Origin of the sequence: Weissella paramesenteroides, from assembly GCF_036327715.1 — a bacterium.
Taxonomy (GTDB): Bacteria; Bacillota; Bacilli; order Lactobacillales; family Lactobacillaceae; genus Weissella; species Weissella paramesenteroides.
Genome location: NZ_CP130559.1, coordinates 156,630 through 175,671 on the forward strand (window position 1 = coordinate 156,630; position 19,042 = coordinate 175,671).

At 39.3% G+C, this 19,042-nt stretch carries 14 protein-coding genes, 8 tRNA genes, 1 pseudogene, 1 riboswitch and 1 other annotated feature; of the genes and pseudogenes, 21 read left to right on the forward strand and 2 right to left on the reverse strand.

Going from position 1 to position 19,042, the window contains the following annotated elements:
- The first annotated feature begins 49 nt into the window (after nucleotides 1-49).
- The 4 genes from QRX23_RS00750 (at nucleotide 50) to QRX23_RS00765 (ending at nucleotide 3,826) form a co-directional block, all read left to right on the forward strand.
- Nucleotides 50-1,138, forward strand: a complete 1,089-nt coding sequence (locus tag QRX23_RS00750) for a PTS transporter subunit IIC (RefSeq protein ID WP_330155592.1) — start codon at nucleotides 50-52, stop codon at nucleotides 1,136-1,138.
- Between the two features lie 115 nt (nucleotides 1,139-1,253).
- Nucleotides 1,254-1,589, forward strand: coding sequence for a thioredoxin family protein (locus QRX23_RS00755; protein WP_040761032.1), 336 nt, complete (start codon nucleotides 1,254-1,256; stop codon nucleotides 1,587-1,589).
- Between the two features lie 70 nt (nucleotides 1,590-1,659).
- Nucleotides 1,660-1,896 (forward strand) — a binding site (T-box leader).
- 49 nt (nucleotides 1,897-1,945) lie between these two features.
- The gene (locus QRX23_RS00760) at nucleotides 1,946-2,422 is read left to right on the forward strand and encodes a GAF domain-containing protein (RefSeq protein ID WP_330155593.1); all 477 of its coding nucleotides are present in this window, start codon (nucleotides 1,946-1,948) and stop codon (nucleotides 2,420-2,422) included.
- A 48-nt stretch (nucleotides 2,423-2,470) separates the two neighbouring features.
- On the forward strand, nucleotides 2,471-3,826 hold the full coding sequence (locus QRX23_RS00765) for a dihydrolipoyl dehydrogenase family protein (protein WP_330155594.1): 1,356 nt from the start codon (nucleotides 2,471-2,473) through the stop codon (nucleotides 3,824-3,826).
- Between the two features lie 75 nt (nucleotides 3,827-3,901).
- On the opposite strand, the gene QRX23_RS00770 is transcribed toward QRX23_RS00765, so the two are convergent.
- Entirely contained in the window at nucleotides 3,902-5,077 is a 1,176-nt protein-coding gene (locus tag QRX23_RS00770; RefSeq protein WP_330155595.1) for an MFS transporter, read from the reverse strand.
- 225 nt (nucleotides 5,078-5,302) lie between these two features.
- A riboswitch (purine riboswitch) is annotated at nucleotides 5,303-5,401 on the forward strand.
- Nucleotides 5,402-5,509: 108 nt separating this feature from the next.
- Here QRX23_RS00770 and QRX23_RS00775 point away from each other — a divergent pair.
- The 5 genes and pseudogenes from QRX23_RS00775 to QRX23_RS00795 all read left to right on the forward strand — a co-directional run bounded on the left by QRX23_RS00775 (nucleotide 5,510) and on the right by QRX23_RS00795 (nucleotide 11,666).
- Nucleotides 5,510-6,814 carry a nucleobase:cation symporter-2 family protein gene (locus QRX23_RS00775; protein ID WP_251939568.1) on the forward strand — a complete coding sequence of 435 codons (1,305 nt, stop codon included), beginning with the start codon at nucleotides 5,510-5,512 and terminating at the stop codon, nucleotides 6,812-6,814.
- Nucleotides 6,815-6,819: 5 nt separating this feature from the next.
- On the forward strand, nucleotides 6,820-7,392 hold the full coding sequence (locus QRX23_RS00780) for a xanthine phosphoribosyltransferase (protein ID WP_150191619.1): 573 nt from the start codon (nucleotides 6,820-6,822) through the stop codon (nucleotides 7,390-7,392).
- Nucleotides 7,393-7,533: 141 nt separating this feature from the next.
- Nucleotides 7,534-8,406: pseudogene (locus QRX23_RS00785) on the forward strand (NAD(P)-dependent oxidoreductase); the annotation flags it as partial.
- Between the two features lie 132 nt (nucleotides 8,407-8,538).
- Complete coding sequence (locus tag QRX23_RS00790) at nucleotides 8,539-10,137, forward strand: glycosyltransferase (protein ID WP_330155596.1); 1,599 nt, start codon at nucleotides 8,539-8,541, stop codon at nucleotides 10,135-10,137.
- Nucleotides 10,137-11,666 carry a glycosyltransferase gene (locus QRX23_RS00795; RefSeq protein ID WP_330155597.1) on the forward strand — a complete coding sequence of 510 codons (1,530 nt, stop codon included), beginning with the start codon at nucleotides 10,137-10,139 and terminating at the stop codon, nucleotides 11,664-11,666. The genes QRX23_RS00790 and QRX23_RS00795 overlap by 1 nt, the downstream gene beginning before the upstream one ends.
- 59 nt (nucleotides 11,667-11,725) lie before the next feature.
- Here the strand turns inward: QRX23_RS00795 and QRX23_RS00800 are convergent.
- Nucleotides 11,726-11,796: transfer RNA gene (locus QRX23_RS00800), tRNA-Cys, on the reverse strand.
- Nucleotides 11,797-12,077: 281 nt separating this feature from the next.
- On the opposite strand from QRX23_RS00800, the gene QRX23_RS00805 reads away from it, so the two are divergent.
- The 12 genes from QRX23_RS00805 to QRX23_RS00860 all read left to right on the forward strand — a co-directional run bounded on the left by QRX23_RS00805 (nucleotide 12,078) and on the right by QRX23_RS00860 (nucleotide 19,015).
- Nucleotides 12,078-12,150, forward strand: a tRNA-Val gene (locus tag QRX23_RS00805).
- Between the two features lie 2 nt (nucleotides 12,151-12,152).
- A tRNA-Asp gene (locus tag QRX23_RS00810) sits at nucleotides 12,153-12,226 on the forward strand.
- A gap of 8 nt (nucleotides 12,227-12,234) precedes the next feature.
- Nucleotides 12,235-12,307: transfer RNA gene (locus QRX23_RS00815), tRNA-Phe, on the forward strand.
- A 42-nt stretch (nucleotides 12,308-12,349) separates the two neighbouring features.
- A tRNA-Trp gene (locus tag QRX23_RS00820) sits at nucleotides 12,350-12,420 on the forward strand.
- A 14-nt stretch (nucleotides 12,421-12,434) separates the two neighbouring features.
- Nucleotides 12,435-12,507 (forward strand) — tRNA-His (locus QRX23_RS00825).
- Nucleotides 12,508-12,563: 56 nt separating this feature from the next.
- A tRNA-Leu gene (locus QRX23_RS00830) sits at nucleotides 12,564-12,647 on the forward strand.
- Between the two features lie 46 nt (nucleotides 12,648-12,693).
- Nucleotides 12,694-12,777, forward strand: a tRNA-Leu gene (locus tag QRX23_RS00835).
- A 221-nt stretch (nucleotides 12,778-12,998) separates the two neighbouring features.
- Nucleotides 12,999-14,342: an Nramp family divalent metal transporter gene (locus QRX23_RS00840; RefSeq protein WP_330155598.1), complete on the forward strand. Its 1,344-nt coding sequence runs from the start codon at nucleotides 12,999-13,001 to the stop codon at nucleotides 14,340-14,342.
- 291 nt (nucleotides 14,343-14,633) lie between these two features.
- The gene (locus tag QRX23_RS00845; RefSeq protein ID WP_251939586.1) at nucleotides 14,634-15,776 is read left to right on the forward strand and encodes a trans-sulfuration enzyme family protein; all 1,143 of its coding nucleotides are present in this window, start codon (nucleotides 14,634-14,636) and stop codon (nucleotides 15,774-15,776) included.
- Between the two features lie 116 nt (nucleotides 15,777-15,892).
- Nucleotides 15,893-16,777 (forward strand): 3-hydroxyacyl-CoA dehydrogenase, encoded by an 885-nt coding sequence (locus QRX23_RS00850; protein WP_040761024.1) that lies wholly within the window; start codon nucleotides 15,893-15,895, stop codon nucleotides 16,775-16,777.
- A gap of 177 nt (nucleotides 16,778-16,954) precedes the next feature.
- The gene (gene rfbB, locus QRX23_RS00855) at nucleotides 16,955-17,974 is read left to right on the forward strand and encodes a dTDP-glucose 4,6-dehydratase (RefSeq protein ID WP_330155599.1); all 1,020 of its coding nucleotides are present in this window, start codon (nucleotides 16,955-16,957) and stop codon (nucleotides 17,972-17,974) included.
- 87 nt (nucleotides 17,975-18,061) lie between these two features.
- A complete protein-coding gene (locus QRX23_RS00860) occupies nucleotides 18,062-19,015 on the forward strand; it encodes an aldo/keto reductase (protein ID WP_330155600.1) in 954 nt (317 codons plus the stop codon).
- Nucleotides 19,016-19,042: the final 27 nt, after the last annotated feature.

Genomic DNA, 19,042 nt, shown 5'->3' on the forward strand with positions numbered 1-19,042 from the left:
CTAGCGGTTTTTTGTATCTTCAATTCCAAAAGAAAAAGGAGCAGGTGTTATGGTGCAAGGACAAGAGCAAGAAAAGAAATTGACAGCCAAGGATTATGTTTTCCTAGTTTCGCAAGGTGTTTCAAATACGGTGTTGGTGTTTTTAGGAATTGGTCTGTTGGTTAATACAGTTGGTACAACCATTCATTGGGATGCATTGGTACAAGTTGGGAATATTGCACAAAAGTTATTAGCACCTGCTTTGGGGATGGCTATTGCGGTGATGATGCGTACGTCAACATTGGTTATTGGGGCAACAATGATTGCTTCTACTGTTGGTGCGAACAGTGTTTACTTTACATCGGGTGTTGCGGCTCATACGATGACAGCTACTGGTTGGGTGGCAACACAAGCTGCTGGTTCACAAATTATGACGTCAGGTCAACCAGTATCAGCTGTTTTGGCAGGTGTCGTTGCAGCGATGTTGGGAAAATGGATGACTGGGAAAACACCATTAGATATGGTTTTGGTACCATTTGCGGTAACAATGGTTGGTTCAATCGCTGGTTTAGCATTGGCATCTGTGACAACACCAGCACTAAATTGGGTGAGTGGTGCGCTAGGACATACCATGCAAGTTAATCCAGTTCTTGGTTCATTGGTTGTTTCATTTGCTTGGTTTGTGTTCTTGATGACTCCGGCTTCATCAGCTGCTTTGGCAATCGCCGTTCAGTTGGATCCTATGTCATCTGGTGCGGCACTGATTGGTACGACCGTCTCCTTTGTTTCATTCACAGCAATGTCATATGACCAAAACACCATCGGTGGTAATATTGCGCAAGGCTTGGTAACACCTAAGGTACAATTTGCTAATTTGCTAAAGCGTCCAATTCTAGCAGTTGGGCCAGCAGCAATTGCGATGGTGACGGCAGTAATCGCAGTTGTTGGCTTTGGATTTAAAGTACCATATGCTTTGGCTGGATTGGGATTGAATTCATTGATTGCACCACTTTGGTTGGCAGCACATAATGTGCAAGGCTTGATTTTGTTGATTGTCTTCGGGGTTGCGATCCCAGCGGTGCTTGCTTGGTTCTATTATCGTTTCCTACGTGTTATTGGGCAAACACGAGTACAAGATCTACGATTGCGTGAGGTTTAGTTATTTAAATTGGTTGCGATTTGGTGGTTAATCGTTCATACTCAAAGAGGCTATCATTGACTAATGAATAGATAGTTGATATTCTTACTATAAATAAGTGAAAGAGGGCATGAACATGGAATTTTATCAACCAGAGTTAAATGATGATGAAACAATTCGCCAAGAAATCGCAAAGCCTGGTAAGCAAGTGATGTTCTTGCAAGCTGATTGGTGTGGTGACTGCAAAGCTATCAAGCCTTTCGTTAAAGATATTAAAAAAAGTGTCACTTCTGCAGGTATTAACTGGTTTGATGCCGATCGTGATGCAAACTTAGCCATTGCGCAAGAACAAGGATTGATGGGTATTCCTGCTTTTGTTCTTTTTGAGGATGGCAAACAAGTTGACCATATTGGTAATGGTGAGCGTTTGAATCCACAACAGGTAATGGATTGGCTAGCACAGTCTGTATAAAATTAAAGAATTCTCATAAAATGATTGACAAGTAGTCAGGTAATTTATATGATATGGTCAATTGAATTTTTAAAATTCTATGATGAGAAGAGTAACGTTATTTGGCCAATATAGAAAGCACTTGGTTGATGGAAAAGTGTTTGGCAAGTGACATGAAGATGAACTCTGAGAATGATGATCAGTGAAAGCTATTATCACGGTAGGAATCGTTATCTTCCCAGTTTTAATCAAACGCAGAGATCTATTTGGTATCAGTTTGGTATCAGATAGATGAAATTGGGTGGTAACACGAGACATCGTCCCTAATAAGAACAAAAGTTCTTATTAGGGACTTTTTTAATTTGGAGGATAAAGATATGACAGAACAAACAACAGCAACACCATTACTTTCGCAGTTATTGACATCGTGGATTACAGGTGAGGAATCTGAAGAATTTCCGCTAGCAAATTTAGCAAATGCTGCAGCGATTTTATATGAAAACTTAGCTACTGTAAATTGGGCGGGATTTTACTTATATGACCATGAACAGGATGAACTTATTTTAGGACCATTCCTAGGAAAACCAGCAGTTGTTCGCATTAAGCCAGGTTCAGGTGTTGTTGGACAAGCGTATGAAAGTCAAGAAACAATCGTCGTTGATGATGTACATCAACATGCAGGGCATATTGCTTGTGATTCAGCATCAAATGCGGAAATTGTTGTACCATTAACACGAGAAAATGGTGAAAAAATCGGTGTGATTGATATTGATTCGATAACGTTTAATCGATTTACTGACCAAGATAAAGCTGACTTGGAACACTTTGCCCAAACATTATTACCCTACATCTAATAAAAATTTGCGATAATAGTATCGAATAATGTTTTATGAAGGGATGGTATGAAACCAGTGAGTGAAACAAAACAGTATGATGTTGCAATTATTGGTGCAGGTCCCGCGGGATTAGCAGCTGCTCATCAGTTACACGATGCGGGTAAACAAGTTGTCGTCATTGAAAAATATCTTTGGGGTGGGACATGTCCGAACTATGGTTGTGATCCCAAGAAAATTTTATTGGGGGCGGTTGAAGCGAAGGAATCAACTGAATTTTTGTCTGGTTCAGGAATTGATGGTCAAGTTAATATTAACTGGCCAGATTTAATGGCTCGTAAGAATCAGTATACAAAGGGAATTTCGACAGGAACTGAGCAATCATTAACGGCAAGTGACATTGATCATATCGCTGGAGAAGCAACATTTATCGATGAACAAACAGCAATAATTAACCAGGGTGGCCAAGAGACTGTGACAGTCTCAGCAACAGATTGGATTATTGCAGTAGGACAACGCCCAGCAAACTTATCATTTCCAGGTTCTGAATTAACAGTCGACTCTGAAGAATTTTTAAGCTTACCAGAATTACCAGATGAAGTTGTCATCATTGGTGGTGGTTTTGTTGCGATTGAGTTTGCTTCTATCGCTGCTGCAGCTGGTGCAAAGGTCAGTTTGGTTGTTCGTGGTGATCGACTGCTTAAATCATTCGATGAAACCATGGTTGATTCTTTAATGGACCAACTAGATGATCGTGGTGTGCAAATGTATTTTGGGACGGAAGTTACTGAAATTGTATCGACTGATAATAGATTAGAAGCAACGTTAAGTTTTGGTAATACATTGTCGGCTGGACTAATTGTTCGAGCAGCTGGTCGTGTTGGTAATCATGATACGTTAGATTTAGATAAGGCACATGTACAATTTTCAGAGAAGGGTGTTTTAGTTGATCAGCACTTACGTACAAGCAATGCGCATATCTACGCAGTAGGGGATGTTGCTAACTCACCAGTTTCTAAAATTACGCCACTTGCTTCATTTGAATCGAAGCATGCGGCCAATGAAATTTTAGGTCAGTCACAGCCTATTACTTATCCGGCAGTGCCAGTTGTTGTGTACGGTACACCAAAATTGGCGCAAACAGGTGTGACAACTGAAACAGCCAATCAGAATGGTTATACCGTGCATGATTTAGATATTTCTAATTGGTATACATCATATCGAACAGGTGAACCTGCAGCACGCGTGAAAACTGTTTTGAATCATGATGGGCAACTTGTTGGTGCATCTGTATTGAGTAGTCATGCTGACGAATTAATTAACTACTTAACTTCATCAATTAATCAAGGTTTAACGAAGGAGACGGTATCCAAGCAATTGTATGCTTATCCATCGGTCGCTTCGGATCTAACTTATTTCTTTTAACAAAAAATAAAGACGGTTACCCAAATCAATTGAGTAGCCGTCTTTTTTGTGATTCTTAGTAAATCCAAAATATGCTTAATAAACAGTTTGCTTTGCCGCGTTGACTTTATTTAACATAATCGTTGAAATTAAGGCAAATGCGGTGAAAATTGCGCCACCAATACCAACATTATTGAGTCCGAAGTTTGAAACAACCAGACCACCAGCTGCGGATCCTAATGAGATACCCAAATTTGAGAAAATGGAATTGATTGAAGAAGCTAACACTAATGAGTGCGGATAGTCATTTTCAGCCACGCCCATAATATGCAATTGTAAGGGTGAATTCACGAGATACATCAAAATACCAACCAACATAATATCAACAGTACCTGACCAGACATTACCAAGAAGCATCGGCATGGTGATGAGGACAATAAATTCAATCAGATAGAGTACCGGCATCAAACGTAGTCCTTTATTATCCGCAATACGACCACTAGCCTGGTTACTGATTAGAGACATAACACCAAAAAGGGTTAGTAAGATAGTAATTAAACCAGGATCAAACGATAATGTTTTTGAAAAAATTGGTCGTAGGTAAGTATAAAAGACATACACACCTGCTAAACTACATGTTTGAATGAAAACACTTAGATAAATTCTCGGATCTTTAAACATAACAAATTGTTGCAGAATATGTCCTTGTTTCTTCTGCATCAAATTATGAGGTAGTGTTTTGATAATCAATAATACGGTAATAATACTTAACAGGGTAATGGTAATAAAAGTAAAACGCCAGCCGAACGTTGTACTGATCCATGTTCCTAAGGGGACACCAAAAACAGATGCAACGCTAAACCCAGAAAAAATCCAACTGACTAACCAGGCTCGTTTTGCCATAGGTGCAATAACGGTCGCGAAGGTCATTGATAATGACACGAGTGCCCCAGAAACGATGGCGACGATAATCCGTGAGATGACGAGTACCGTATAATTGGGAGCTATGATTGTTAGAGCATTCCCAAATGTAAAGACTAGCGCCAAAACAAGCATGGCATGATACAAGTTACTCCGTAAAGTAGACGTAATAATCGGTGTACTTATAGCATAAACTAAGGCGAAAATCGTCACTAGATAGCCCGTTGTGGCGACGCTCACCGAAAATTCCTTTGATAAATCATCAAGGATACCAATAATAATAAATTCACTAAAACCTAAGATAAAAGAGATTAAAATCAGTACAAAACTTTGAATTTTAAATTCTTTCACACGCATCCTCCTTAATTGTTAGACAACAATGAAACCCACAATATACTTCCACTCACGCTAAAATATAAAACATTACCCCACATTGTCAATGGTTTTTACTGATAAAAGATAAGAATTTTAAACAAAGGGTCGATTTCGTGAGGTTTTGATATCCGCAAAAATCAGCTAATGACGAATATTATTGTTTTCAAATGGTAGAATGTCTGTTATATTTAAGTACATAATAATTAAAACGTAATCACTGTCGGTATAATTGTTGGAGAATGGCCAACGAGTTCCTACCCTTCTCCCAAGAGATGGACTACCGATAGTGTTTTGATATTTTGATGCACCCATTCTGCATGCTTTTTGCGTGTTAGGGTGTTTTTTTATTGCCAAATATCTATAGGGATAGTGGTTACGTGTGTTTCTATATTGGAGGAGAGTTTAGTTATGGAGTCGAGCACACGAACATCGACAGGACGTTTTGGTAAATTACGTAATCTTATTTTAGGATTACAACATGTTCTGGCAATGTATTCTGGTGGTATTTTAGTGCCATTGTTAATTGGAGCATCATTACATTTTAATGCCCAACAAATGGCTTATTTAATTTCAGCTGATATTTTTATGACAGCGATTGGAACATTATTCCAAATCAAAGGCACACGGTATACAGGAATTGCGATGCCGGTTGTGATTGGATCAGCTGTACAGACAGTTTCACCATTAATCAATATCGGTAGTACATTAGGCATTGGTGCCATGTATGGTGCCACAATTGCTGCAGGTATTTTTGTCTTTCTAATTAGTGGATTGTTTGCACGTTTGCGTGAATTTTTTCCACCAGTTGTGACAGGCTCATTAATTACAGTTATCGGATTTACTTTAATTCCAGTAGGTTTCCAAAATTGGGGTGGTGGGGATACCGCTGCAAAAAGTTTTGGAAGTTTAACTAATCTATCAATTGGATTAGTAACTATTCTTATTATTTTATTATTTACTATTTTTGCTAAGGGCTTCATAAAGTCCATTGCTATTTTACTAGGTATTATTCTTGGAACAATTTTTGCGGGATTATTAGGACAAGTATCGTTGCAACCAGTTGCTGAGGCATCTTGGTTCCATCTACCAACACCATTTTTCCTAGCAACACCAACTTTCCACTGGTCAGCAATGATTACGATGATGATTGTTGCCTTAACATCAATGATGGAATCAACTGGTGTGTACTTCGCACTAGCTGATTTAACTGGTCGTAAGCTAACGAATGAAGATATGGCCAAAGGATATCGTGCTGAAGGATTAGCCGTTATTTTGTCAGGTTTGTTTAATACTTTCCCATATTCAACATTCTCACAAAATGTTGGTGTTGTACGTTTGTCAGGTGTCAAGACGCGCCAACCAATCTATTATGCAGTATTAATTTTGCTATTGATTGGTTTGCTACCAAAATTTGGTGCCTTAGCAACAATTATTCCATCATCTGTTTTGGGTGGTGCAATGATTATTCTATTTGGTACAATCGGTGTACAGGGGATTACTATTCTGAAACAAGTTGACTTCAATGCTGAACGAAACTTGATGATTGCTGGAATTTCTATTGGGGCAGCCATTGGTGTTACGGTTTATCCACAAATTTTCCAACACTTACCAGAGATAGTAAAATTAGTTATTCAAAATTCAGTTGTTATAACGTCAGTGTTAGCAGTGTTGTTAAACATTTTGCTACCAGGACGTGAGAAAGAGGTTAATTAGCAGACATGAAAATTTTAGAAGATCGCATCAAGCAAGACGGCCGTGTTTTAGGTGAAGACGTATTAAAGGTTGATAATTTCTTGAACCATCAAGTTGATCCTGAGTTAATGCAAGCTTTGGGTGAAGAATTTGCCCGCTTATTTGCTGATGAAAAGGTAGATAAGGTATTAACTGTTGAATCATCAGGTATTGCACCAGCTGTTTTTGCAGCATTAGCACTACATGTACCAATGGTTTTTGCACGTAAGAAGAAGTCAATTACGTTGTCAGCCGAATCATATGTTGCTGATGTTTACTCATTTACAAAGCAAGAAACAAATCACGTGATGATCGATAAGCGTTTCTTACACGAAGGTGAGCGAGTTCTTCTAATAGATGATTTCTTGGCAAACGGACAGGCAGTGACTGGTTTGATGGAAATTGCTGAAGCTGCCCAAGCAGAAGTGGTTGGTGTCGGTATTGTCGTTGAAAAGACATTCCAAAAGGGTCGCGCAATGTTAGATGATCAAGGTGTTCATGTTGAGTCATTAGCACGCATTGCAGCTTTTGAAAATGGTCAAGTTGTATTTGCTGATTAGTATATTTTTAGTTAAAGGGGTTGGAACATTTTTTTGTGCCAATCTCTTTTTTGTAGCATATAAATATTTTTAGTAATAGCCTTTTTATTTTTTAAGTCAGTCAAGGTAAAATAGAAGCAATATAACAAACAGGGGGCGTTTGAGATGAAAATTGGCTTTATCGGTACAGGTGTCATGGGAAGTGGCATTATCAATAATTTATTGCAAGCAAACTATGAGGTCTATGTTTATAATCGTACGAAGGCGCATGCACAAACAGTAATTGATCATGGTGCAATTTGGCAAGATTCACCACGGCAAATTGCTCAAGCTGCAGACGTTGTTATGATAATGGTTGGCTATCCAAAAGATGTTGAAAGTCAATTTTATGGTGAGAACGGTATTTTTGCAGGTGCCCATGCTGGTCAAATCGTTGTCGACATGACAACTTCAACACCTACTTTGGCCACAGAACTTGCTAAAGCGGGTGCTAAGCAACAGGTAACGGTCTTGGATGCACCTGTTTCAGGTGGGGATACTGGTGCGAAAAATGGCACCTTAACGATCATGGTTGGTGGTGAAAAATCAGCCTTTGATGAGTTACAGCCAATTTTCCAAGTTATTTCAAAAGCCAATTCCTTGTTTGGTAGTGCTGGTCGTGGCCAGCATGCAAAAATGGCTAACCAAATTATGGTGGCAGGGACGATGTTAGGAATGGCGGAAACCATGAGTTATGCTAAGGCGGCAGACCTTGATGTTGAACAAGTTTTGCAAACATTAGGTGGTGGTGCTGCGCAAAATTGGTCGTTAGATAACTACGGACCACGTATTTTGGCTGCTGATTATGCACCGGGATTTTATGTGAAGCATTTTATTAAGGATTTACGCATTGCATTAGATGAGGCGCAAAAAATGCAGCTCGATTTACCAATGACAGCATTAGCTGAACAACTTTATTCAAAGTTGGCAGATGAAAATAAGTTAGCCGATGCAGGTACACAAGCCATTGTGCGATTGTGGTCACAGTTTGCGTAAATTGCGTTACATTGAGTCTTCAGACTTTTGGAAAACGTTTATGCTATCAAACTGACATGCTTTTAATTAAGATATTTTTAGCAAAAAAGTTGGAACATTTTCTTTTGTCCCAACTTCTGAAAGGCGAAACAAATGAATTTTTTTATTAATGCAACCATGCCGAAACAAAAGTCAGGTATTGAGCATGCTGAATTGAAACGATTGGATTTATTTAATAAAAACGAGGAACCAGTCATGGTGGTCTTACGTGATTGGGATCCGAATGCGCATATTAATGCTAATAATGCAGGCATTGCTGACGATCAGTTGATTAATATGTTTGATTACTTTCAAGAGGCAACGCAAATTGCAGCGAAAAAAGTACAAGTACAGGATATCGAGTTTGGTGTTTTAAATATCAGAATGACTGATGATGCAGAAAAGTCACGTTATTTAGTGCAATCAAATGAACAATTAGTTGCACGTGTGAACTATAATGTTGACGCTGACCGTCAAGTGAAATCTGTTGAGTGGTTTGATGGTTTTAATAACCTTTATCGTGTCGATCATTATGATTCACGAGGATTTATATCGCTACAACAATGGTATACACCTGACAATAAAATAGGTACTGAAACTTGGCAAACGCCATCCGGTCGTACAGTAATAGAAGCATTTCATAAAAAGACCATGCGTGGTGAAATCATTAAAACAGGATGGCGATTGATTGATCGTAATGACCAAGTTTACCAATTTGATACTTTAGCAGAATTAACGAAGTATTTCTTTGACTGCCTGAATGATGATTATTGGTCATTTGATCAACCGAATGTTTTCATTGCAGACCGTGCACACTTAGGAGACTGGGGGCTATTGCACCTTAAAAAGCCAGCGTATACAGTATTTCATTTGCATAATGCGCATACCGCAGATGCCCAAAATCCAGCAGCACCATTATTGAATAATAATTACGAGTTCTCATTGCATAATATTGATGGGTATGATGCGGTTGTGTCAGCTACATATAAGCAAACAGCTGATGTTCGAGCGCGTTTTCAGCCGAAGACAAAGTTGTTTACCATTCCAGTTGGGATTGTACCCGAACGCCTGTTGGACGCTCCGCGAGTACCAATCGCAGAACGACAATTTGGCAAAATGGTTGTCTTTGCACGGATTGCCTGGGAAAAGCATTTGGACGATTTAGTGCGCGCAATTGGCATTGTACATCGGGAATTCTCACAAGTTACTTTAGACTTATATGGTTACCCTGATCCGAGCGATAATTACAAGGCGCGTCGTGAAGTGGAACAAGTAATTGAAGAATATCATTTGTCAGATGTTGTCTCCTTAAAGGGATACACAACGGATATTGATCAGGTTCAGAATAATGCCATGATGTATGGCTTAACTTCGCGCATGGAAGGTTTTAATTTGGCAATTATGGAGGCAATTTCGCATGGCTTAATTGCGTTTTCATATGATGTTAATTATGGACCAAATGAAATTGTTGAAGATGGCGTTAACGGTTCAGTTGTGCCATATGGTGATTATCAGGCATTGGCTCAAGCAATTTTAAAAGTGCTTCGTGATCCTAAGTTAGCTGATAAATATATGACAGGTGCCTATGACTCAGCAGAACGATATTCAGAAGCATCTGTTTGGGCAGCATGGCAATCATTATTGGCAGATGCTAAAGAAAGTTGGCCAGTGAAGCTTGCAGCAATGCCAGGTTATCAGGGAGGACAACAATAATGTATTACTTTGTTAGTGAAAATATATTTGCCTATAATTCAGGAACTGAACATGCACAAGCGCAGCGTGTGAAGTTTTTTAATCGGATAGCGCAACAAGGTATGTTGGGTAAGGCAACTTATGTTACGCGAGATTATAATCGCTTTTTAAGTCGTGATGCCGGTGCTGTCGGATTGCATGCGACTGAAGTATTAAACATGTATGATTATTTTCAGGGGACAACAGATGTACAACGACAAGAGCAGCCACTACGTTTGTTAGCACAAATTCCACTTGATAAGTACCATATTGTTGGTCATGGGCCAAACTATTCAACCCTTGAAGATGCTGGTCGTGTCGTGGCAAAAATAAATGTGATGCCAGCAACAGTCGGATTAGTTAATGATATTTTGTACTATGATCGAGCTGATAATTTAACTGTGCGGGAAAACTTTGATTGGCGTGGCTTTAAATCATCAGTTGATTACTTTCATCCAGATGGTCAATTAGCAGTGCAAAAATTTTTAAATTTAGCTGGTGAATCAGTTCTTGAAGTCACTCACATGAATATAAATGGTCAATTATTACCAAGCATGTACAAATTGATTGATTATTTAGGTCATGATTATCGGTTTAATACAGAAGAGCAACTATTCTTATTCTTTTTAAATGAAATTACTCGTCAACAGTCTGAGACAACGTTAATTTCAGACCGGCGTGGCCTAGATCATATTATTGCTGGTGTTCAGGGAACAAATCATAAATTTGCCTATTTACATGATATTCATACCAGCGATACAAAGCAGCCAGTTCGAGGTAAATTATATCCGGCATATCTCAATGTATTAGAACGATATGGCCAAGCATTTACAGCTATTTTGGTGCCCACGATTGCGCAACAAAGAGATTTGCAGACTCGTTATCCGCAACTAAATATTAAAGTTGCTCCGGACGTTGTTGTTGACGAAAAAACACTAGCACAACCACGTGTCACGTTGTCTGAGCGTCAGTCACATCAATTGCTCTATGTTGGCCGCTTATCCTCTGAAAAACGTCCAGAACAGGCATTACGAGTTTTAGCACGGGTTGTTAAAACTGTGCCAGATGCAACATTGACATACTATGGATATGCAGCAACACAAGAAATTATGCATGAGTTGCAAGAGTTAGCAACTAAGTTAAATGTTGCTGATCGGGTTACTTTTGGTGGTTATGTATCAGAAGCGGTCTTGCAGAAAGCTTACCAACAAGCCCAAGTTATTTTACAAACATCGGTTGGTGAAGGCTTGGGGATGAACTTGGTTGAGGCGATGAGCTATGGTGTACCAAGTGTTAGTTTTGATGTGCCATATGGTGCGCACGCATTGATTGAAGATGGCGTTAATGGCTACATTGTCCCTGATGGTTCAAACCTGGCGATGGCTCAAAAAGTTACGGAGCTATTGCTTGATGATGATTTATGGACACAAATGTCTGTTGCAGCATATGATAAAGCCCAAGCATTTTCGGATAATAAGATGGCAACTATTTGGCAACAAGTACTCAATTAATAGAAGATAAAACAAAAAGGACAAATTGACGCGACACTGTCAATTTGTCCTTTTTTATAAGGTAGTGGCGGGAATCGAACCCGTGATGACGGTTTTGCAGACCGTTGCCTTACCACTTGGCTACACTACCATCTTGTATGTTATGTATTAATATAATTACCACCACGATTACATATTATAGGGGAAATGACGCAAAGTTGCAATTACCTAATTGATTTGTGTGTTAAGTTATAGAAATTTCGTTGGGAATGAGACATGAGTAGGTGTCACAATCTCTTAAATATATAAGCTTTTTATCTAAAAATATGCCAGATAGTATATTTAATTAAAATCATATGCGGTTTAGGGTTGCAAAGGTTGAAAAATATCGGTATAATAATTTCTGTTGTTGAGTTTATGACAACAGAGAATGGACGTTTAGCTCAGCTGGGAGAGCACCTGCCTTACAAGCAGGGGGTCACAGGTTCGATCCCTGTAACGTCCATTGGTCGCATGGTCTAGTTGGTTATGACGTTCGCCTGTCACGCGAAAGATCACGGGTTCGAATCCCGTTGTGACCGTTTATAATGGCGCGGTAGCTCAGTTGGTAGAGCATACGATTGAAGCTCGTAGTGTCGACGGTTCGATTCCGCCCCGCGCCATTTGATAATACATCGTATTATCAATAATAACCATCTCAAAATAGGGGTATAGTTTAATGGTAGAACAACGGTCTCCAAAACCGTCGGTGGGGGTTCGACTCCCTCTACCCCTGTTTATCTGATGATGGCGGTAGTGGTGAAGTGGTTAACACACCGGTTTGTGGTTCCGGCACGCGTGGGTTCGATCCCCATCTACCGCCCTTGGAGTGAGAATAATTCACTCTTTACATAATTTTATATAATAATAATTAAATATGCCGTTGTGGCGGAATTGGCAGACGCGCTGGACTCAAAATCCAGTTCTCGCAAGGGAGTATGGGTTCGACCCCCATCGACGGCATTCGGTGTAACCGTTTATTATTAATTCACTTATTTAATTATTACATGCCGTTGTGGCGGAATTGGCAGACGCGCTGGACTCAAAATCCAGTTCCCGCAAGGGAGTATGGGTTCGACCCCCATCGACGGCATATTTTAGGTTCCATAAACTTAGTAAAAACTAGGTTTATGGAACTTTTTTCATTACTAACATTTAAGACTGAAAAAAGAACATATTGCAATTCACTTAAGAAAACATTTTGAAAGCGGTTACCTTGAACGAAATGATAGGTAATGGTTTGAATTTTGTTAACTTTATTAGATACTAGGATAGAGGACATTACCAACAAGACATTATGGGAGAAAAGGACTGATGGTAGAGAAAACAACGGCACCAGAATCAGATAATCAAAGCCTTGCTGAAATCAATGGTTCTGTTGAGGTGCCAACAACAGGTGGATTTTTACGTAAATTAATGGCTTGGAGTGGACCAGGAGCACTTGTTGCGGTTGGGTACATGGATCCAGGAAATTGGATTACGTCAATTGTCGGTGGTGCACAATACCACTACTTATTGTTATCAGTTGTTTTGATTTCAAGTTTAATTGCGATGTTGCTACAATACATGGCCGCCAAGTTAGGGATTGTGGCGCAAAAAGATTTGGCGCAAATGACTAGAGATAGTACGAATAAAGCGGTGGGTTGGTTACTTTGGATCATGACTGAGTTGGCCATTATGGCAACTGATATGGCTGAAGTAATTGGTGCAGCTATCGCCATTCATTTATTATTTGGCTTACCATTATTGTGGGGTGTTTTGATCACCGCAGCAGATGTGTTGCTACTGCTATTATTAATGAAGTTAGGTTTCCGTAAAATTGAAGCGATTGTTGCGACATTGATTCTGGTTATTTTAGGAATCTTTTTGTACATGGCGATTTTGGCAAAGCCCGATATGGGTGCCGCAGCAATCAATTTAGTGCCACACAAGGAAGTGTTGCATCATAGTCAATTGATGTTAGCACTAGGAATTGTTGGTGCCACAGTTATGCCACACAACCTTTACCTACATTCATCAATTTCACAAACACGTCAAGTAAAACGTGATAAGAAGAGCATTAAGGAAGCATTGAAATTTACGGCTTGGGATTCAAATATTCAATTGACTGGTGCTTTTATCGTTAACGCCTTGTTGTTGATTGTCGGTGCGGCACTCTTCTTCGGTCATGGCTCTGACTTAGAAGCCTTTGGTGATTTGTTCAATGCCCTTAACAATCGTGAGATTGTCGGCGCGATTGCTAGCCCATTCTTGAGTATGTTGTTCGCCATTGCTTTGCTAGCGTCAGGTCAAAATTCAACAATCACTGGAACTTTGACTGCACAAATTATCATGGAAGGTTATACAACTTTGCGGATGCCAATGTGGTTACAACGTCTAGTGACCCGTGGGTTAGCTTTGGTTCCCATCATCATCTTCACGATCATCTTTGGGGCAACCGAAGGCGCATTGGATCAACTGCTGGTTTATTCACAAGTCTTCTTATCAGTGGCTCTACCATTTTCAATGTTTCCACTGATCTACTTTACATCTTCAGCAAAGTTTATGGGTGAATTTAAGAACAATGCTTGGGCTAAGTGGACAGGTTATACAATCGCAATTGTATTGACTATTTTGAATATCAAATTAATTATTGATACGTTAGCACCATTATTTTAAGTGCTTGACAGTAGTGTCATGATACAGGTACACTGGTGTCAATAAATCTAGTGGAGGGTCATTATGAATCAAACAATGCTTAATTTAACAGTTTGTTTTTGTCGAACAACGCGCTTAATGCGATGTTCGGCCGATTAGTATTGGGCAATTTTTGAGGAATAATCACCTTAAAAAGTTCAATACCCACTTGGCTGGGGTTGAACTATGGGCGCGAAGTCTCTGATGAAAATCAGAATTTCGCGCTCTTTTTTATTAGATAAAATGAGATATTGATAAACAGGGGTAAAAATAATGGAATTTGATACAAAGTTAATTCATGGTGGTATTAGTGAAGATGAGTTCACTGGCGCAACATCGATACCGATTTATATGGCATCTACTTTTCATCAAAAGAAAATTGGTGAGAGTAAATATGAATATTCACGTTCAGGGAATCCTACCCGTGAGGCAGTTGAAAGACTAATTGCTGATTTGGAGGGTGGTACAGCCGGCTTTGCATTTGCTTCAGGGTCTGCTGCAATTAATACAGTATTTTCACTTTTTTCAGCAGGTGATCACTTTATTGTTGGTAACGATGTTTACGGGGGCACATTTCGTTTGATCGATGCGGTATTAAAGCGTTTTGGTATGACATTTACCATCGTTGATACACGTGATTTAGAAGCTGTTAAACAAGCAATAACGCCGCAAACCAAGGCAATTTACCTAGAAACTCCAACCAATCCGTTACTACGTGTGACAGACATTGCAGCAGTTGCTGATATCGCAAAACAGTATCATGTGTTAAGTATCATTGATAATACGTTTGCATCTCCATACGTCCAGCGCCCACTTGAACTGGGTGTTGATATTGTATTGCATAGTGCTTCGAAATATTTAGGTGGTCATAGCGATGTCATTGCTGGTTTGGTAGTAACTAAAGATCCTGATTTGGGACAAAAAATCGGCTATTTGCAAAATGCAATTGGTGGTATTTTAGCACCACAAGAAAGTTGGTTGCTACAACGAGGAATGAAAACATTATCGTTACGCATGCGGGCACATTTAAAGAATGCACAGGCTATTTTTGAGTACTTAAATAGCCAGCCAATGGTAAGCAAAATTTATTATCCAGGCGATCCAGAAAATCCAGATTATGAAGTTGCTAAGAAACAAATGCATGGCTTTGGTGCCATGATTTCTTTCGAATTACAACCGGGATTAGATCCGAAAGCATTTGTTGAACAGCTACGCGTCATTACATTGGCTGAAAGCTTAGGGGCTCTTGAAAGTTTAATTGAAGTACCAGCGATTATGACACATGGCGCAATTCCTCGCGATATTCGTTTGCAAAATGGTATTAAAGATGAATTGATTCGTTTGTCAGTTGGTGTTGAAGACCAAGTGGACTTACTAGCGGACTTGGCTCGTGGTTTTCACTATTTGGCAGATTAAATATGCAATAGAGTGGACACCAAAACCAGGGTAAAAATGGTAAGAGTGATATAATTAGTATATGTTGAATGTTGTCGGATATATCTATTCGTAAGTATGAAATTGGGGGATTTTATATGTCAATTAAGAACGTTACTATCGCTGGTGGCGGTGTCTTAGGAAGTCAAATTGCATTTCAAACAGCATTTACAGGGTTTAATGTCACACTTTATGACATCAATGATGAGGCCATAGACCATGCAAAGCAATTACTTGCAAGCTATGTACCTGAATATGAAGCATTTTATGACGACGGTGATAAAGCCGCATCAGTAATTGATCACATGTCATTTAGTACAAGCTTAGCAGAAGCAGTTGCTGACGCGGACTTAGTTATTGAAGCCATTCCAGAGAGTGTCAAAATTAAGGTGAGCTACTATCAAGAATTGTCATCAGTAGCACCTGAAAAGACAATTTTTGCAACGAATTCATCAACATTCGTGCCATCACAGTTTGCTGAATATGTTGATCGACCTGAAAAATTCTTAGCAATTCATTTTGCTAATCAAATTTGGAAGAATAACAATGCTGAGATTATGGGGCATCCAGGAACTGAGGGGAAGTACTTGGATGAAGTTGTTCAATTTGCTAAGGACATTCGGATGGTGCCATTCCGATTGTATAAGGAACAACATGGTTATATCCTAAACTCATTGCTAGTGCCGCTGCTAGATGCTGCACAAAAGCTCTGGGTAAATGGAGTTGCTGATCCCGAAACAATTGATAAGTCATGGATGATTGCTACTGGTGCACCACAAGGTCCGTTCGCGATTTTAGATGTGGTTGGTCTAAATACACCTTACAATCTATCGTTGGCGCAAGCCGAAACTGATGCAGAAGCTGGAGAAATAGCCAAGGCGTTAAAGGCAATGATTGATGCAGGAAAGACGGGAGCTGCTTCAGGTGAAGGATTCTATAAGTATCCAAATCCAGCATTTTTGGATCCGGATTTCTTGAAATAAAGATTAAAAGTTTTTAGTATGGAAGAGAGCGAGACAAAAGTTGTTTTGGAACGCGTTTATGCTATCAAGCTTTCATGACTATAATTAAGACGTTTTTAGCAAAAAGAGGTTGGGACATCATCTTTTGTCTCAACCTCTTTTTTTTAAAATACTATGAAAAAATTTTGGAGCAAGTGAATGACGAAATATAAAAATATCTTGGTGACAGGTGGTGCTGGATTTATTGGCACTAATTTTGTTCGCTATGTAATCACTAAACATCCAGATGTAAAACTAACAGTGTTAGATAAATTAACCTATGCAGGCAATGCTGAAAATTTGGCTGATTTACCAGATGAGCGTGTGACATTGGTTGTTGGAGATATCAATGATGCACAGTTGGTGGATAAATTGATGCGCGAGACTGATGCTGTCGTTCATTTTGCAGCAGAAAGTCATAATGATAATTCACTAACTGACCCATCACCATTTATGCAGACAAATTTAATGGGTACCTTTACACTTATTGAGGCAGCTCGTCGCTATGATGTCCGCTTCCACCATGTCTCAACGGATGAGGTTTACGGTGATTTACCATTAGATGAAACTAGTCGAAATGAAAAGTTTACGCCAGTGTCTAGGTATAATCCATCTTCACCATACTCAGCAACGAAAGCTGGCTCAGATTTACTGGTTCGAGCGTGGGTGCGTTCTTTTGGATTAAAAGCAACCATTTCTAATACATCGAATAATTATGGTCCCTATCAACATATTGAAAAATTTATCCCACGCCAAATTACTAATATTATGAGTGGCATTAAGCCAAAAATATATGGTAATGGGCGAAATATTCGAGATTGGATTCATGTTACTGATCATGTCGCTGGTATTTGGGAAATTCTAATGCACGGGACCATCGGTGAGACCTATCTTCTTGGTGCAAATGGTGAACAGGATAATCTCACTGTTTTAAAGAAAATTTTACAGGCAATGGGAAAACCTGTAGATGATTTTGAATTTGTTAAGGATCGTGCCGGTCACGATTTGCGATATGCAATTGATGCAACGAGAACGCAGGAAACATTAAATTGGCAACCAAAGTATTTGGATTTTGATGCGGGGTTAAAACAAACCATTGACTGGTATCAGCAAAATCAAGCATGGTGGGAAAAAGACAAAGCGAAAATTGAAGCGAATTATGCGAAAAATAGACAATAAATCAAGCAAAATTTATTCATAATGTCAACACTGTTTCTCAGTAGAAAAGAGTGTAAAATGTACCCTGAAAAGGGAGGAATGCAAAATATGTCACAAATTAATTTAGGTGGTTCTGGTTTGATGGTACCAACAATTGCGTTGGGGGCCATGCGCATGGGGGATAAAACAGATGCGCAAGCACAAGAAGTCGTAGAAACCGTGTTATCAAAGGGTGTTAATTTTTTTGATACAGCTGATATTTATGGTAATGGTCAGTCAACTTCAAAGTTGGCAGGGGCACTAAAAGCGGCTGGCGTTCAGCGTGAAGATATCATTCTACAATCAAAGGGTGGTATCTTATCGGACAAGGGACCAGTGGCTGAAGATGGTATTTTGGGACCACGTTACGAATTTTCTAAGGAGCATCTGATTGCCTCAGTCGATGCAGAACTATCACGCTTAAAGACAGATTATTTGGATGTTTTCTTATTACATCGGCCAGATGTGCTAATGCAACCTGAAGAAATTGCGGCTGCATTTGATACATTATCAGCAGCAGGTAAAGTAAAGCATTTTGGTGTTTCAAACATGAATCCTTGGCAAATTGAATTGTTACAATCAGTTTTGAATCAAAAATTGGTTGCTAATCAACTGCAATTTGGTGTGATGCATACGGGGATGGTTGATGCAGGTTTGCACGTTAACATGGCAGACAGTCGCTCAGTCGATCATGATGGTGGTATCTTACCATATTCACAATTAAAGAATATGACAATTCAAGCATGGTCACCATTCCAGTATGGGATGTTTGAAGGTCACTTTATTGATAATGATAAGTTCCCAGAGTTGAACAAGAAGTTACAAGAAATTGCCGACAAGCACCATTCAACAAAGAATGGGATTGCAGTCGCATTCATTTTGACACACCCAGCAAATATGCAAGTTATCCTTGGTTCAATGACGCCGAGTCGTTTGACTGAGATGATTGATGGGCGTGATGTGCAGTTATCACATCAGGAATGGTACGACATCTATTTTGCGGCAGGTAATGATTTACCATAAAATATTGATTAAGAAAAAATGGTTGGA